At 39.2% G+C, this 14,965-nt stretch carries 16 protein-coding genes; all 16 read right to left on the bottom strand.

Translation table 11 applies throughout. The features are described from left to right. Positions 1-105: 105 nt before the first annotated feature. Positions 106-687 carry an alpha-ketoglutarate-dependent dioxygenase AlkB gene (locus tag AWW67_RS11655; RefSeq protein ID WP_062301933.1) on the bottom strand — a complete coding sequence of 194 codons (582 nt, stop codon included), beginning with the start codon at positions 685-687 and terminating at the stop codon, positions 106-108. Positions 688-742: 55 nt separating this feature from the next. Next, complete coding sequence (locus AWW67_RS11650) at positions 743-1,201, bottom strand: tRNA (cytidine(34)-2'-O)-methyltransferase (protein ID WP_062301977.1); 459 nt, start codon at positions 1,199-1,201, stop codon at positions 743-745. A 101-nt stretch (positions 1,202-1,302) separates the two neighbouring features. Continuing rightward, a complete protein-coding gene (locus AWW67_RS11645) occupies positions 1,303-3,144 on the bottom strand; it encodes a PLP-dependent aminotransferase family protein (RefSeq protein ID WP_062301975.1) in 1,842 nt (613 codons plus the stop codon). 124 nt (positions 3,145-3,268) lie between these two features. After that, positions 3,269-4,306: a serine hydrolase domain-containing protein gene (locus AWW67_RS11640; protein WP_062301931.1), complete on the bottom strand. Its 1,038-nt coding sequence runs from the start codon at positions 4,304-4,306 to the stop codon at positions 3,269-3,271. A gap of 39 nt (positions 4,307-4,345) precedes the next feature. Then, positions 4,346-4,573, bottom strand: coding sequence for a hypothetical protein (locus tag AWW67_RS11635; protein WP_062301930.1), 228 nt, complete (start codon positions 4,571-4,573; stop codon positions 4,346-4,348). Positions 4,574-4,586: 13 nt separating this feature from the next. Continuing rightward, entirely contained in the window at positions 4,587-5,462 is an 876-nt protein-coding gene (locus tag AWW67_RS11630) for a DUF808 domain-containing protein (protein WP_062301928.1), read from the bottom strand. A 258-nt stretch (positions 5,463-5,720) separates the two neighbouring features. After that, positions 5,721-5,936, bottom strand: coding sequence for a PLD nuclease N-terminal domain-containing protein (locus tag AWW67_RS11625; protein WP_062301927.1), 216 nt, complete (start codon positions 5,934-5,936; stop codon positions 5,721-5,723). Between the two features lie 234 nt (positions 5,937-6,170). Beyond that, a complete protein-coding gene (locus AWW67_RS11620) occupies positions 6,171-6,749 on the bottom strand; it encodes an NAD(P)H-dependent oxidoreductase (RefSeq protein WP_062301974.1) in 579 nt (192 codons plus the stop codon). Between the two features lie 5 nt (positions 6,750-6,754). Beyond that, positions 6,755-7,093, bottom strand: coding sequence for a hypothetical protein (locus AWW67_RS11615; RefSeq protein ID WP_062301925.1), 339 nt, complete (start codon positions 7,091-7,093; stop codon positions 6,755-6,757). Between the two features lie 56 nt (positions 7,094-7,149). After that, positions 7,150-7,731, bottom strand: coding sequence for a Crp/Fnr family transcriptional regulator (locus AWW67_RS11610; RefSeq protein WP_062301923.1), 582 nt, complete (start codon positions 7,729-7,731; stop codon positions 7,150-7,152). A 450-nt stretch (positions 7,732-8,181) separates the two neighbouring features. Next, complete coding sequence (locus AWW67_RS11605) at positions 8,182-8,496, bottom strand: type II toxin-antitoxin system RelE/ParE family toxin (RefSeq protein WP_062301922.1); 315 nt, start codon at positions 8,494-8,496, stop codon at positions 8,182-8,184. Next, positions 8,478-8,720: a hypothetical protein gene (locus AWW67_RS11600; protein ID WP_062301920.1), complete on the bottom strand. Its 243-nt coding sequence runs from the start codon at positions 8,718-8,720 to the stop codon at positions 8,478-8,480. The genes AWW67_RS11605 and AWW67_RS11600 overlap by 19 nt, the downstream gene beginning before the upstream one ends. 506 nt (positions 8,721-9,226) lie before the next feature. Beyond that, a complete protein-coding gene (locus tag AWW67_RS11595) occupies positions 9,227-9,436 on the bottom strand; it encodes a hypothetical protein (RefSeq protein ID WP_062301919.1) in 210 nt (69 codons plus the stop codon). A 288-nt stretch (positions 9,437-9,724) separates the two neighbouring features. Beyond that, positions 9,725-9,934 (bottom strand): hypothetical protein, encoded by a 210-nt coding sequence (locus AWW67_RS11590; RefSeq protein ID WP_062301917.1) that lies wholly within the window; start codon positions 9,932-9,934, stop codon positions 9,725-9,727. A gap of 103 nt (positions 9,935-10,037) precedes the next feature. Beyond that, complete coding sequence (locus tag AWW67_RS11585; RefSeq protein ID WP_071387117.1) at positions 10,038-10,889, bottom strand: AbiJ-NTD4 domain-containing protein; 852 nt, start codon at positions 10,887-10,889, stop codon at positions 10,038-10,040. Positions 10,890-11,110: 221 nt separating this feature from the next. Continuing rightward, the gene (purL, locus tag AWW67_RS11580; RefSeq protein WP_062301915.1) at positions 11,111-14,806 is read right to left on the bottom strand and encodes a phosphoribosylformylglycinamidine synthase; all 3,696 of its coding nucleotides are present in this window, start codon (positions 14,804-14,806) and stop codon (positions 11,111-11,113) included. Between the last annotated feature and the right edge of the window lie 159 nt (positions 14,807-14,965).

Below are 14,965 nucleotides of genomic sequence, written 5' to 3'. Positions count from 1 at the left end.
TTAATATCTGCTAGAATATCAACCTGAAATGGCAGTTGGTTGTTGTAAAATCAATGAAATTCTTTCAGGCGTGAAGTTCAATGGTTAATTGCGCTATTTTCAGCCTCAGTCTCCGAATTTCCTAAATGTTAGACTTATTCTTGGGTTTTTATAGATTGGGTTTGTTGGTAAGCTATGTTCAAAGTTTTCCTGACAGCCCTTATTCATTATCAATAAGCTACCATGTTTTAGTGTGATTGCACTTTCTTTCATGGTTTCATTTTCTCTCAAATAAAACGGCCGTTCTTCTCCTAAACTTATAGCTGGTATTATAGAAGTATCTCCAAAGGCAGGTTTATCAGAATGATAATCTACTCCAGAATTTCCGTCAGGGTAGAAAATACAAACGCATGTTCTAAACTCCTGACTTGTGTGTTTTTCGATACGTTTTTTTATGGATTTCATCTGCTCAGACCAAGGCATAGTTTTTCCCCATGTAGATTCCGGGAATTGATTTGCTTCTAGAAGTTCTTGATCTATAAACATCATTTTCCCAAAATTAAATTTGAAAGAATCACCGCTAACAGTATCCATTTCCATCATACTTGTGAGTTCACTATAGCCTAATAAATGAGTGAACAACTCATTTGCTTCTTCTTCGGACATAAAACCCTCATCATAGCTGACTACATTGTTGAATGGATTCATATTATAGCTTTCTGTGTATATAGTTTAGTTTTAAATAACTTAGTTTTTATATCCTTTAATGCATTCTTAAATTTCTGATGCCTTCGTAAACCACTATACTCACTGCATTAGCTAAATTTAAACTTCGAATATGAGGACTATAAATAGGAATACTGAATACTGAATTGGTGTTTTCCGAAACTATGCTTTCTGGTAAACCACTTGATTCTTTTCCAAAAACTAAGAACATGTCGTCTTTGTAATCTATTTCGCAGTAATCTTGAGTTCCATGACTAGAGAAGTAAACAAAATCTCCTCCTCTGTTTCTTGCATAGAAATCGTCAATGCTTTCATAAATGAAGAGAGAAACGTGCTTCCAGTAATCTAATCCAGCCCTTTTTACTCGTTTATCATTCAGTTCGAAACCAAATGGTTTTACCAAATGTAATTTAGATCCAGAGGCCAAACTTAGGCGGCCTATATTTCCTGTGTTCGTAGGTATTTCTGGTTCAATCAATACAATATTAAATCCCATTGTTTTTTTATTTGCTAGTGACTTTTGATTGTATTTTGTTAAAGAAAAGTCAACCCAAGCTGAATAGAAATAGTAGGAGGCTTTTATCACCTCCCAATTTTTTAAATACTATCTACAAACTCTTTAAACACTTTTTTATGGAGTTCAAGGTCCATATTAGCAGAAAGCGCTACTCGAGCAATATAATCCTTGTCGCCTTCTTTGGTTGTGCCTTGGGTAGAAGTTGCAGGGATTGTCCAATAACAACCTTTTAGCTGGCCATAACTTACGCAGTATTTACTTTCATTTGGAATTTCCGTAATCATCAAGTCGATTAACTTATGATTCAAGGCCCTTTTATAAGCTTCTTTTTCTTCGGCAGTATTCCCTTTGGTAGGAAGGTCTAATGAAAATACAGATGGCATAAAGCCTTGCTCAGCCAGTTCTTCCGAAACGAAATTAATTTTCGCAGTAGGCAGCGTTTCGTGAATGAAGTTTACAAACTCACGGGTGTTCTTATAAGCATCAATAATTCTCTGGTTCATTGAAGGCAATTGCTTTGCTAAGATTTCATATTGAAGGTCTGTAGCTTCGTTATCGCAGAGTGTTAGGTGTTTTTCTATGTGGCCCATCAAAGCCTCAGTTTTGTTATTTCCAACCACGTAACCTGCGGTACATTTTCCACCACTAGGAAACTTAGAGCCACTGGCATAAGAAATGGCCTTCATGGTTGAGAGTATTTCGCCCTCGCCTAAAAAGTGGAAATTAGGGCAAAAGGTTTGGTCTAAAACGAAGACTGAATCGATGGCGTCTGTTCCATTACTAGTTTTGCGCACTTTGCTTAAAACAGCTTTTAATGCTTGAAGGTCGGGAACTTCAACCCTAGGGTTGGTAGGAATTTCAGCAATAATGTACGGAATGGCATCTTCCTGAGCGATTTTCTCCAATACGGAATCGATGCTTCGAACCATGTCATTATCTCCGTCTACGAGCAAATCCACTACTTCTACATTATCTAGACAGGCCGCAACGCGTCTGGCTTGGTCGTTTGTACCACCATAGCAATTTGGAGGCACTACAAACTTGATGGCCTTTCCTTTATGGTTTTCAAGCGCGTCATGAACGAGCCCCATCATAATGGCATATTGCATAGAAAGCCCACTAGAAGCTACGAGTGGTTTTATGGTCGTGCCGGTAATGTTCTTCAGTAAATCTAAAACCGATTGTTTGTCTGTTTCTACATTACTTTTCTGAATCTCGAAAGAAGATTGACCCACTAGCGCCCTTAAAGCTACAAGGCAATTGGCAGGCGTCATTGCAATGGTTTCTCTTCTTCTTACATGCTGAATTTCAGAGATGTAGCTTTCATTATTTTCATTTACCAATATCACACTTCCTAATTGAGCGTGAAGGTTAATCACAAAATCAATATTCGGGTTGAAATCAATTGCAGAAATTTCATTTTGCTCAGAAATGAAAACAGTACTACCATCAAAGGCGGAAACTTCAGAAGCCTTTTCTACTTTATTCAATTCAAACTGATAACCGTAAACACTTTTTAGTAATTCGGTATCGAAGTAAGCAGGTAATTCGCCCGTATAATTGATTTGGGTCTTTTTATGGGCCAGTAAGTTCTTTCTTAGAATGGCCAAAATAGGAGCCGTTTTCGAAGAAAAACTAATTACATTTTGTGGCTTTAAATTATTGAAATGCGCTATAGCCCATTCTAATACACAAGATAGGGGATGACCTAATCGTATATAATCATATGCCGTTGGTAATGCATTTAATGCCGAAGTTGAAGCATCGCCATTTTTAAATAAGGTTTCAAACTGCTCTAAAAATTGAGTTTTAGCCTTTGATTCATCATAAATATCTAGTCGATGGGTAGTTAGTTTCAGCCAATCTGCTGGCATATTTTCTAATACCTCTTTAATATAATTGAGCGTTTTACTGCCTTCCATAATTTGAAAATTAGATAGGCCGCTATAATACATCAATTCGCTTTATTATGTAAATCTTAGTGCAGGTTTTGTGTTCACTATAGCTTCAAAAATAGACTTGCTTTTTAAGTGGGCTTGCAAAGCATTACTGGTTTTTTCCGCGCTTTACGATCTTAACAATGCGGTTGTAAATTATGTCAGCTAAATTCCAGTTGTATAATTGGGGGTCTGTTGTATTTGTAAACTGAATAATCACCGTGTCGATGTCTTTGTGATACTTTGCAATGCTCTGATAGCCAGGCACCCAGCCCTTGTGTTCATATTCGTAAATTGACGAATAGATTTCCTGTTCTCCTTCATCGAATAATGATCCATCGTTCAATGCCCTTATGAAAATCCCCACATCCTCTGCCGATGCCAACATACCTTGGTTATCGGTTTTTAAATCATAAGGGTGTCCAACATGATAGCCACTCATTACATTATCTATATTCACATCATTAATGGAAGCAAATGTGTTTTTTAACTGAAGTCTATTAAGAATTTCTTCCTGAATGAACTGAAAATGAGTGTAGCCCAATACTTTATCCATAATTTCGGTGAGCAATAGGTAATTGGTATTGCTGTATTCATAGTCGGTGTCGGGTTTGAAATTGGCGGGTTTATCCAGCACTAATTCTAGATTTTCCTTATTGCTTTCTTTTGGAGCCGCCCAATAATCGGGGGTGTCAGTATAATTCGGAATTCCACTTCGATGCTGCACCATCATTCTTAGGGTAATCGCATTGGCATTCTCAATTCTTCCGTTGAGTTCAGGAAGATAATCAGTCAGCGTTTTATCCAGCGACAAGCGGCCATCAGCAGTAAGTTTTGTTACCGATACAGCAGTGAATAATTTGTTAATGCTAGCTAGTTTGAATAAAGCTTGTGGGTAGGCCGGTATTTTCTCTTCACGGTCGTGCCAGCCAGCGGCATAAAATGCGGGTGCTTTTCCGGCTTCGTCTACATAAACGATAATCCCTTCAAATCCATGATCAAGGGCTTCGTTGGCTTGTTCTTGTACACTATTTGGAAGTGGTAATATCCAAGCCCAAACTAAAATCCAAGGCACAAAAAATAAAGAACCTACGCTCGCCAGAATGAATATTATTTTAAAAAGTCTTTTGGCTTCTTTCTTTTTCATGCGTTTTGAAAATTTGAGATGAACATTAATGGAGCGCCTTTATGTTTTATTTTCTGAATTAGGTTTCTTTCTTTTTAAGAAGAAAAAATAAGCAAGAATTAGGGGGAAGAAAGTAAAGAATTTAAGGCCATTGGTAATGGCGCTATAAATGAAAATGCCGATCAATAAGCCGATCATAAAGGCAGTCGTAATCCTTTCCGATTTTAACTTTTTTTGCTTCTGAATTAATTCCTCTTCAGTTGAGGCTGTTTGTTGTTCTTGTTTCATAATTATGACTGTTCTACTTTTTTCCTCTTTTGAAAACTTTAGACAGGCCTTTAAAAAGCGTCAAGGCTATAATACCTACAATCAAGCCAACGATAAACTCACCCAATATTCCGGGTATGGCATGGATAAGCTCATGTATGAAATGAATGTTGTGAACATATATTCCTCCGGCCACTAAAATCATGGCGATGGTCCCCACAACGGTTAATACTCTGATCAAAACGGGCAAAGTCTTTATTAGGGCAGTGCCTATACTTTTTGATGCCCCAGCTTGAATGCCGCTCTTTGCAATCAGCTTATAGCCTATATCATCCATTCTTACCAGTAATGCTACTAAGCCGTAAACACCAATAGTGGCCAGTATGGCAATAACCGTTACCACAATAATTTGAACATTGATGGGTTCCTCAACCACTGAGCTTAACGCTATTATAACTATCTCTACTGAAAGTATAAAATCTACAATAATAGCAGATTTAATTTTTTTAGCTTCTCGCGCTAGTACTTCCGTCTTCGATGGTTTTATCAAGTCAACAGCTTGTTTAGTGTGGTTTCTATGGAATAGGTAGTGATATATTTTTTCGGCACCCTCAAAAGCTAAATACATACCGCCAATTAATAGAATGGGGACAATTGCTTCTGGTAGATAAGCACTCAATAGAAAAGCAATAGGCAGAATTATGAGCTTGTTTAGGAAAGAACCCTTAGTTATCTTCCATAACACTGGCAATTCTCTAGAGGAAACAAAACCCGAGGCCTTTTCGGCATTTACGGCCAAGTCATCTGCCAGTAAGCCGGCTGTTTTCTTGGTTGCCACTTTGGTCATCACCGCTACATCATCCATGAGCACTGCAATGTCATCGAATAGCGCAAAAAATCCTGAAGCCATATTATGTATTATCTGTTTTGAATAGGTTGAATTCCTCTACTTTAGAAATGTGAGTTAAATCTAGTGAAACTGTGCAACGGCTACAACTTTCAAGTGCAGTCTCTTTTCTTTCCCTGAGCCAGCTTCCGCAGGCAGGGAACAAAGGGGCTAAAACGTTAATGTTAGAGGTTTATGTTAAATCATGTCGGTTCGAAACCAATCTACTCATCCTCGATACAATCGAGGATGAGTAGATTGGTTTTCACAAACGGAAAAATTTTATTTTCTTTCTAATCTCTTTTTACGGCCCATCGTTAGGTAAAGGATTGATCCCAGCATGGGTACAAAAATTACGACAAGAACCCATATAAGTTTGTCGTTGCCGTTAAACTGATGCTTTAATATGCTCACCAGACATAGAATTGGCAAGAGTATAGCCAGTAATATGACAGATTGATACAAAATCAAACCAATACCCGGTGATATTAAATCCATGTTTTTTCTTTTTTAAAATGAAATGCAACCTTATTCATCAGTCACAAACACAAAGTATAGCCATGAATTTACTGATTTTAAAGACGTAAATAAAATAGATTTATCTTGAACCTCTGATACAATTGAGGAGAGTTAGATTAAACCGTGGGCTATATGAATGTATAACTTTAGTAAATGGTTTTAACCATTTTAATTGGGCTTATTGTCTACAAAAACTAAGGATGTAGATGACTGCTACTTGTTCATTTGTCCCAGTTTTTCGATTTTCTTCAACCATTTTAGCCTAAAATCTTCTTTGGATAGCCTTATTGGCCCAATAGCGGTGATCTTTACTTTTTTTACACCAATAAACTTCAAGGTTCCTCTTTTCATGGCATTATGGCTGGGCCCACGATAAACTAGTCTATAGTACCATGTTGGTTGATCCATTGTGCAGATTATTCTTGCTGTTTTCCCTCTCAAATGCGGATCCCACAGTAGTGACTTTTCTCTTTTACTAAAGGCAAACCCAGGAAGTAGTACCCGGTCTAAAAAACCTTTCATTATGGCAGGTACAGAACTCCACCAAATAGGATAAATCCAAACCAAATGATCTGCCCATTTTAATTTCTCTTGGGCGTCTAGTAAATCAGGCTCCAGTTCAGTTCGCTTCCGATAACCAAATTGAAGGTTTGGGCTGAAATTCAGTTCTCGAATATTAATTTCTTTGATCTCAATATTCGATTCTCGTGCGCCCTTCTTATATGCTTCTGAAATTGCAAAACTGAAACTCTCTGCATCAGGATGACCATTTATTATGAGTGTTTTTTTCATGTTCATCAGAAAATGGGTTTCAATTTTGATTCAAATTTAGAGCTTGTCAAATTTTCAATTTTGAAAAATTTATAAAGCACAAAACAGGCGGGCACAGTTAAGAAAAGCGTGCAGACAACGAAAGTACCCACGCTCGAGAAAATATCTAAAACTTGTGTGCCAGTTTCTCCAATGTATGATGCGATACCATCCTTCTGCTTTATGAAATATTGATGAACCGATAGTGAGTAATCGTAAAAGCGAATTGAAGTTTCGTAGCCCAACCAAGCAGGATAAAACCATTTTCTAATGGATTCCCACCACTTTCCCCAAATAGACTTAAGTTGTCTGTTGTTTTCTTCCATGGTTTGTTCTTTTCAACAAAAGTCACTCTAATGGAAGAGTTGGAATTTGATATAGATCAAATTGAGTTTTTAAGACCTCTTATTCTGCTCAAAGTTTCAAGAGTAATACCTAAATAGGAGGCAATATGAGTTAGGGGAATTCTTTGGGTTATATCGGGATATATATTTAAGAGGTGTTTGTACCTATCTTCCGCTTTATTGAATTGAATGGTATACAATCTTTCGCAAAGACCTAACATTGTTTCTGTTACCACTTTACTAATAAAACGTTCAAAATCATGATGCTTGCTGGATAGCTTTTCAACGGTGTCTTTTGAAAACTCCAGAACAACTGAATCTTCCACAAACTCAACATAGTGAGGGCTTGGTGCATCACTAAAAAAACTCACAACAGAAGCCATAAACTGATTTTCGAAGGTAAACCAATCTGAAATGTCTTTACCATCTTTTAAGTAATAAGCCCGTGCACAGCCTTTCATAATTAAATAGGCTTTTTTAGAAAACTGCTTTTCACGAATTACCACTTCACCTCTTTTGAAGGTGTTAATTTTTGAACTGGCAATGAATTCTTGTTTACATTCAGTTGATAGCGGAGTATATATTTCTCCAATTTCGTCTAATATTTTCTCACTATCCATTTCCAACGGTTTGTGTATAACTTTTCTTTTTTGAGCTATAGTATTGGCAAATATAGATAATGGAGTAAGAGTCTCCTATGTTGCTTGTAAAGAGGGGGTAATTGGTGTAAACCGTTGAAACGGTTAATGGAAACCTTTTACTTTATAGCCCACGGTTTAAACCGTGGGCTATTTGAATGCATAACTTTAGGAAATGGTTTTAACCATTTTAATCAGGTTGTTGGTTTAATTTTATAACCGAAAAGAGCGTTGAGTAACGCAAAGGGTAAATAAGTTGAACGACAATGATCTAGCGCCTACTGACCTTGGAAAGATTAATTGTTCGATGATGTCTCTTTTCTTTCCCTGAGGAACGAAGGGTCTAAAGCTTCAATGTTGTAATTTAGGTTAAATCGTGTCGGTTAAAAACCGATTTATCTTACCACCTCGATGCAATCAAGGATGAGTTGGTTATTTTTCGCTCTGTAGAATTTCTAGCAATTTTTTCGGGTTCTGTCGGTTATCCCAAAAGGCAGAAATCAGAATGGAATCTTTCGTTACTTTATAATAGATACTGAAGTTACCTAGCGAGGCTACGAAAACATCTTTAAAATCAGTGGATTTGTAAATGAAAGGAGATTGGGCGATTTGCTTAGTTCGTTCGGTAACTAAACGGACTAATTTTTTTGAATATCGGGGTGACTTGTTCCTATTTACCCAATATTCGAGTACTCCGACAAATTGGATATCGGCTGTTTTAGTCCATATCACATTGCGTTTAGCCATTCTAGATTTCTTTTGTCCATTTCAGCTTGTGAAATCAGCCTACCGTTTTTTATGTCTTCCTCACTCATTTCTAACATCTTTTTTTGTTCCTGCGAAAGTTGAACAGTTTGGCTTTCTGGTACACTAGAAGAAACGAGCTTGTCCAGTGCTTCCAAAACCTCCTTGTTTTGTATTGTTAGGATTTTATCAATCAATCCATTCCTTAATTTATCTACAGTTGCCATGTTGATTTTCTTTACCTAAATATCTTTAAAATTGATGAATTTGACTAATGCTTGATTACCTGATTAACTGGAAAACCAGATGCAAAGTTAATTTCTCTACTAGTTCGAAACCGATTTGTCTTAAAAACCTCGATGACTAGGGCAAACCGTTGAAACGGTTGATAGAAACCTTTTACTTTATAGCCTACGGTTTAAGCCGTGGGCTATTGGAATGCATAACGTTAGGGAATGGTTTTAACCATTTTAATCAGGTTGTTGGTTTACTTGTTTAATCGCAAAAAGGGAATTAGTTGAACGACAATGATCTAGCGCCTACTGACCTTGGAAAGATTAATTGTTCGATGATGTCTCTTTTCTTTCCCTGAGCCTGCCTGCCGCAGGCAGGGAACGAAGGGTCTAAAGCTTCAATGTTGGAGATGAATATGGTTTCCCAAGGACAGAGTCCTTGGTGAATAGTGGTCACAGGTTCGGAGAACCTGCGACAGTGGAATCGAGGATGTGTTGGGCTAACCGTCTGTTGGTAATAAAAATGAAATACCAAATTCAAGAATAGTCAAACCTATCAGAAGGCCGAACATTGAAAGGAATTGGATTAGAGCTTTACGTTTTGAAGTTGGGTCGTTCTTCTTAAATAGGCTCATCATAATTCGAGCAACAAAATAGATGATTATCCCTGCCTTTATTATGGTTAGAATTGCAAATACTGCCGATCTCATAGGTAGCTACTTTGGAAGCTGTGGTCTTTTGGCATACTCATCGGTTTGAAACCAACTTGTCTTTCATCCTCGATACAATCGAGGATGAGTTGGGTTTATTTGGTGGTTAGTTGAGGGATGCTGAAACCAGTTCAGCATGACGCTCCGAATGGGCTTCATTGAATCGTCTTCCTGAGCTTGTCTCAGGATCCGTTTGCTATACCCAGTGATTGCAAGGTTTCATTTAGCATATCAATCGGTTTGAAACCGATTTGTGTTACATCCTCGATACAATCGAGGATGAGTTGGTTAACCGCCTGTTGGTAATAAAAATGAAATGCCGAATTCAAGTATGGCCAAACCTATCAGAAGGCCGAACATTGAAAGGAATTGGATTAGAGCTTTACGTTTTGAAGTTGGGTCGTTCTTCTTAAATAGGCTCATCATAATTCGAGCAACAAAATAGATGATTATCCCTGCCTTTATTATGGTTAGAATTGCAAATATAGCCGATCTCATAGGTAGCTATTTTGGAAGCTTTTGTCTTTTGACTTACTCATCAGTTTGAAACCGACTTTTCTTACATCCTCGATACAAGCGAGGATGAGTTGGGTATAGCGATTTAATCGACTGCCGATATGTTATGTTTTATTTTTTCATTCAAATAATTGATAAATGCAGAGCAAGAAACGAGCATGAACTTCGCATCTTCGAAGGTGACTTCCACATCGTCTTCTAAAAGTGAATGTCTTATACCACCTGAGTCGCTCGTATATCCATATAAAGATGAGAAAGCACTTTTCAATGCTTTATGAAGTCTATATTTCTTTTCAATTACTTTAATAGCCGCTCCTAGGGTTGCACTGTCATCTTTGACAATGATTGCACAGATAGATTCTACTGCCGATATGGATTCTTTAATGGAGTTTCTGTAATCTGGGTTTTCGCGATTGCTCAGTAGTTCCAATGATGTTCGCAAATGTATGTTTACTGAGTTAATCGCTGATGAATCATTAATTGCTGTTTCGATTGCAGAAATCTCATCTTCACTTGTTGTCTTTATAACCTTATTGTCTATTAATCTGTATCCAGATAACTCTCTCTTGAGAACATAGTTACATTTCTCCATAAATTCGGTGTGCAGAATTTTGGAGTCTAACTCCGAGATGAATTCCAGAAGGTCATAAATCTCATACCAGTGCATAATGTCAAAAAACTTCGCCTTCAAGTAAGCTCGGAAATCACTATCGTACATTGTGTAATACTCTGGAGCTTCATCTTTACGTTCATTAAAGAATTCTGTCCAGATGTGATCACATACAGCCTGAGCATCTTTTTGTGTCAGCTGCTCAAGTTTTGCGAATAAGGTATTAAGAATTAGGTTCCAAAGTCTATTGTAGAGTGCTGCGTCAATCGAGTCCAATTGTAAAACCTCTCTTACTTGTTTCTTGCCAATTCTTTGTGAAAAGCGCATGTTATTTTCGAACGTTTGGTAACCTTATATATTAATTAGGTTTAAGGTATGTATACTTCATGAAATTTTTTAAAAACCACTTATAATTTTCAAATAGTGTTGACTAAAAAGTGTTTTAATGGTCTGTCTACACCAGCTCCCAACAAAAAAACCGCTCCTTTCGAAGTGGTTTTTTATACTTTATAGGCACTTTGGCTTAATACTCAATACGCATTACCGAGCTACGCTCGCGCAGCCACCCATTCCTTAGCATTTAAAAAGGCTTTAATCCACGGGCTGAGGATGTCTTTACGTTGCTCTATTGGATAGTGCGCCCAGTTCCAAGGGAAGATAGAACGCTCGAAATGCGGCATAATGGCCAAGTGTCTGCCGTCTTTACTGGCCAAGCCTGCTACATGGTAGTCAGAACCGTTTGGCGAAGCAGGGTAGGCCTCGTAAGAGTATTTAGCAATTACATTGTAAGCCGATTCTTTCTCTGGTAAAGCAAAACGGCCTTCACCGTGCGCCACCCAAATACCAAGCCTTGCACCCGAAAGCGAGCCTAGCATCACCGAGTCATTTTCTGGAATGGTTACATTCACAAAACCCGACTCAAATTTGCCTGCAATGTTGTGTTTTAATTTAGGATGCGTTTCGTGTTCTGGATACAGCAAACCAAGTTCGCCCATCAACTGGCAACCGTTGCAAATCCCCAATGAAATGGTGTCTTCACGGGCATAGAAATTGTCGAGGGCGGCTTTTGCTTTTTCGTTATACAAGAAAGCACCGGCCCAGCCTTTGGCAGAGCCCAATACATCCGAATTGGAGAAGCCACCTACAAAGGCAATAAAGTTTACATCGCTCAGGTCTTCGGCACCAGAAATAAGGTCGGTCATGTGAATATCCTTCACATCGAAACCAGCCAAATGCATGGCATAAGCCATTTCTCTGTCGCCATTCACGCCTTTTTCACGGATAATCGCTCCTTTGATTCCCGTTTTCTCTTTGCGGTCGGGGTTTAAGCCCAATGAAGCATATTGACCTTCGAAGCCTTGCGGGAAATTGAATTGTAAAGGTTGTTTTTTATAGTTTTCAAAACGGGTTTTGGCCAGTTCGGCACCGCTTTGTTTTTGGTCTAATAAGAAAGAGGTTTTGTACCACAGGTCTCTCATTTCCAATATATCGAAGTTGTAATCAGCGTTGGCTGTTTTAATCGATAGTTTGTCTTCCGATTTTGGTACGGCAATTTCATGGTAAGTAACGCCCAACGCTTTCAATCTGTCTTTTACCGAAACGTTGTTTTCGTTTCCGATTTGAATAATTAAACCTGGCTTTTCAGAGAAGAGCAATTGCGCATCGTCTCCAGCCTTGATGCCAGAAAGGTCTACTTCCAAACCAAATTCTTCTTGAGCAAAACACATTTCCAATAAGGCAGTCACCATCCCTCCAGCAGAAATATCGTGTCCGGCCAAAATGTGTTCTTCTTCAATTAGGGTTTGAATCAAATCGAAAGTTTTGGCAAATTTGGTGCTGTCCTTCACCATTGGTGCCGAAGTGCCCACTTTGCCAATGATTTGAGCAAATGAGCTTCCGCCCAGTTTAAAGTCATCTTCAGAAAGGTCGATGTACAATAAAGAAGAGTTAACAATCGGTTGAAGCACAGGCTCTACTACTTTCTTTAGGTCGGTTACTTCGCCTACGGCAGAAATAATCACAGTACCCGGTGAGTACACCACATCGTTCTCGTACTTCTGGGTCATCGACATGGAATCTTTCCCCGTAGGAATATTGATGCCCAATTCGATGGCAAACTGACTTACGCCTTCTACCGCTTTGTATAAACGAGCGTTTTCGCCTTCGTTTTTCGCTGGCCACATCCAGTTGGCGCTCAACGATACGTTTTTGATTCCACCTTCAATCGGTGCCCAAATAATGTTGGTCAAAGCTTCGGCAATCGAAAGCTGAGAACCTGCCACGGGATCGACCAAAGCCGACACTGGCGCATGACCGATAGAAGTAGCAATTCCTTTGATGCCTCGGTAATCGAGTGCCATTACGCCCACGTTGTTCAATGGCAACTGAATTGGCCCTGCCGTTTGCTGCTTGGCCACACGCCCCGTAACGCAACGGTCAACTTTGTTGGTAAGCCAATCTTTACACGCCACTGCTTCTAACTGAAGCACCGCTTTTAAATAGTCTTCAATTTTAGCGTTATCATAAGCCAAGTCCGCAAACTTGTTGGCTACGGTTTTGTCTTCCAAAATCGTTTTTGGAGAAGAACCAAACATGTGCGAGAGGTTCCAATCAATTGGGTTTTCACCCGAAACTTTATTTTCGAATTTGAAGTGTTGGTCGCCAGTGGTTTCACCCACTACATAGAAAGGAGCCCTTTCTCTTTTGGCCACGCGCTCCATCAATTCAATGTCTTTTTGCTTCATTACCAAGCCCATTCGCTCTTGAGATTCGTTACCGATAATCTCTTTGTCGGAAAGGGTAGGATCGCCTACGGGCAGTTTCTTCACGTCAATGGTGCCGCCCGTTTCTTCTACCAGTTCCGAAAGGCAGTTCAAATGACCGCCTGCTCCGTGATCGTGAATAGAAACGATTGGGTTGTCATCCATTTCGGCCATGGCGCGCACCGCGTTGTACACACGTTTTTGCATTTCTGGGTTCGAACGCTGAATGGCATTTAATTCAATACCACTAGAAAATTCACCTGTATCTACCGATGATACGGCACTTCCGCCCATACCAATGCGGTAGTTGTCGCCACCCATTACCACGATTTTATCGCCTGCCGCAGGAGACTCTTTCAAGGCATCTTTTTTCTTTCCGTAACCCACACCACCGGCCAGCATAATCACCTTATCAAAACCGTATTTTTTGTCGGCTTCTTGGTGTTCAAAAGTAAGTACCGAACCAGCAATCAGCGGTTGACCGAATTTATTTCCAAAATCAGAAGCGCCATTCGAAGCTTTTATCAGAATGTCCATTGGGGTTTGGTACAACCATTTTCTTTCAGGCATGTTGGCCTCCCAGTTTCTGTCGTTTTCTAAACGAGAATAGGAAGTCATGTATACGGCAGTTCCAGCTAAAGGCATAGAACCTTTTCCGCCCGCCATTCTATCTCTAATTTCTCCGCCTGCACCCGTGGCCGCTCCGTTAAAAGGCTCTACGGTAGTAGGGAAGTTGTGTGTTTCGGCTTTCAATGAAATAACCGAATCAAAGTCTTTGGTTTCGAACCAGTCGGCTTTGTCTTGGGTTTTTTGTGCGAATTGCTCCACACGAGGGCCTTCCACAAACGCTACGTTATCTTTGTAAGCAGACACCAATCTACCTGGGTGCGCTTCTGAAGTTTTACGAATAAGCTTGAATAGGGAAGTAGGCATTTCTTGACCATCGATAATGAACACGCCATTAAAGATTTTGTGACGGCAGTGTTCTGAGTTTACCTGAGAAAAACCGAATACTTCGCCATCGGTTAGTTTTCTGCCCAGTTGCTCGCTAACTCCGTTGAGGTAATCAATTTCTTCTTGGTTCAGCGCTAAACCTTCTTGCTGGTTATAAGCCGCAATGTCTTCGATATAAAGCACAGGTTCTGGCTTTACATCAATGCTATAAATCTGCTGATCTAAACCTTTATAGGCTGCTTGCAACATGGGGTCGAAAGCGGTTTTGTTTAAATCTACTTTGTCAAATTCTTCGATACGCTCAATTCCGGCAACGCCCATGTTTTGGGTAATTTCTACCGCATTGGTACTCCAAGGCGTAATCATTTCTTTTCTGGGGCCAACAAAGTGACCTTCCAACACATCGCTTTCAATCAAAGTAGCATTGCCAAAAAGCCATGAAAGCTTTGGTATGTCTTGATCTTGAAGGGGTTGAGTAAGGCCTAGAGCATAAATTTTGTCGTTTCCTGCATCGAAAAACTGAATCATTAGAACGAGGTTTTAAGGGGTGTAGATTTAGGTGAGCAAAATTAGTAAAAGATTCGGCATTGGGAATTAAAAACGTGGAGATTGAGCAATGTGATTTTTTAAAATTGGAAACCAAGATTGTTGATTTTATTTCAAGGGTTGAATCTTTACTTCATTCGA

It is taken from the genome of Roseivirga seohaensis, from assembly GCF_001592945.1.
Lineage (GTDB): Bacteria > Bacteroidota > Bacteroidia > Cytophagales > Cyclobacteriaceae > Roseivirga > Roseivirga seohaensis.
This window is presented reverse-complemented; position numbering and strand designations above follow the sequence as displayed.

Excerpts from the sequence above, each read along its gene's own strand:
- AWW67_RS11655 (WP_062301933.1), bottom strand. The coding sequence starts at position 687 with ATGAATCCATTCAACAATGTAGTCAGCTATGATGAGGGTTTTATGTCC.
- AWW67_RS11650 (WP_062301977.1), bottom strand. The coding sequence starts at position 1,201 with ATGGGATTTAATATTGTATTGATTGAACCAGAAATACCTACGAACACA.
- AWW67_RS11645 (WP_062301975.1), bottom strand. The coding sequence starts at position 3,144 with ATGGAAGGCAGTAAAACGCTCAATTATATTAAAGAGGTATTAGAAAAT.
- AWW67_RS11640 (WP_062301931.1), bottom strand. The coding sequence starts at position 4,306 with ATGAAAAAGAAAGAAGCCAAAAGACTTTTTAAAATAATATTCATTCTG.
- AWW67_RS11635 (WP_062301930.1), bottom strand. The coding sequence starts at position 4,573 with ATGAAACAAGAACAACAAACAGCCTCAACTGAAGAGGAATTAATTCAG.
- AWW67_RS11630 (WP_062301928.1), bottom strand. The coding sequence starts at position 5,462 with ATGGCTTCAGGATTTTTTGCGCTATTCGATGACATTGCAGTGCTCATG.
- AWW67_RS11625 (WP_062301927.1), bottom strand. The coding sequence starts at position 5,936 with ATGGATTTAATATCACCGGGTATTGGTTTGATTTTGTATCAATCTGTC.
- AWW67_RS11620 (WP_062301974.1), bottom strand. The coding sequence starts at position 6,749 with ATGAAAAAAACACTCATAATAAATGGTCATCCTGATGCAGAGAGTTTC.
- AWW67_RS11615 (WP_062301925.1), bottom strand. The coding sequence starts at position 7,093 with ATGGAAGAAAACAACAGACAACTTAAGTCTATTTGGGGAAAGTGGTGG.
- AWW67_RS11610 (WP_062301923.1), bottom strand. The coding sequence starts at position 7,731 with ATGGATAGTGAGAAAATATTAGACGAAATTGGAGAAATATATACTCCG.
- AWW67_RS11605 (WP_062301922.1), bottom strand. The coding sequence starts at position 8,496 with ATGGCTAAACGCAATGTGATATGGACTAAAACAGCCGATATCCAATTT.
- AWW67_RS11600 (WP_062301920.1), bottom strand. The coding sequence starts at position 8,720 with ATGGCAACTGTAGATAAATTAAGGAATGGATTGATTGATAAAATCCTA.
- AWW67_RS11595 (WP_062301919.1), bottom strand. The coding sequence starts at position 9,436 with ATGAGATCGGCAGTATTTGCAATTCTAACCATAATAAAGGCAGGGATA.
- AWW67_RS11590 (WP_062301917.1), bottom strand. The coding sequence starts at position 9,934 with ATGAGATCGGCTATATTTGCAATTCTAACCATAATAAAGGCAGGGATA.
- AWW67_RS11585 (WP_071387117.1), bottom strand. The coding sequence starts at position 10,889 with ATGCGCTTTTCACAAAGAATTGGCAAGAAACAAGTAAGAGAGGTTTTA.
- purL (WP_062301915.1), bottom strand. The coding sequence starts at position 14,806 with ATGATTCAGTTTTTCGATGCAGGAAACGACAAAATTTATGCTCTAGGC.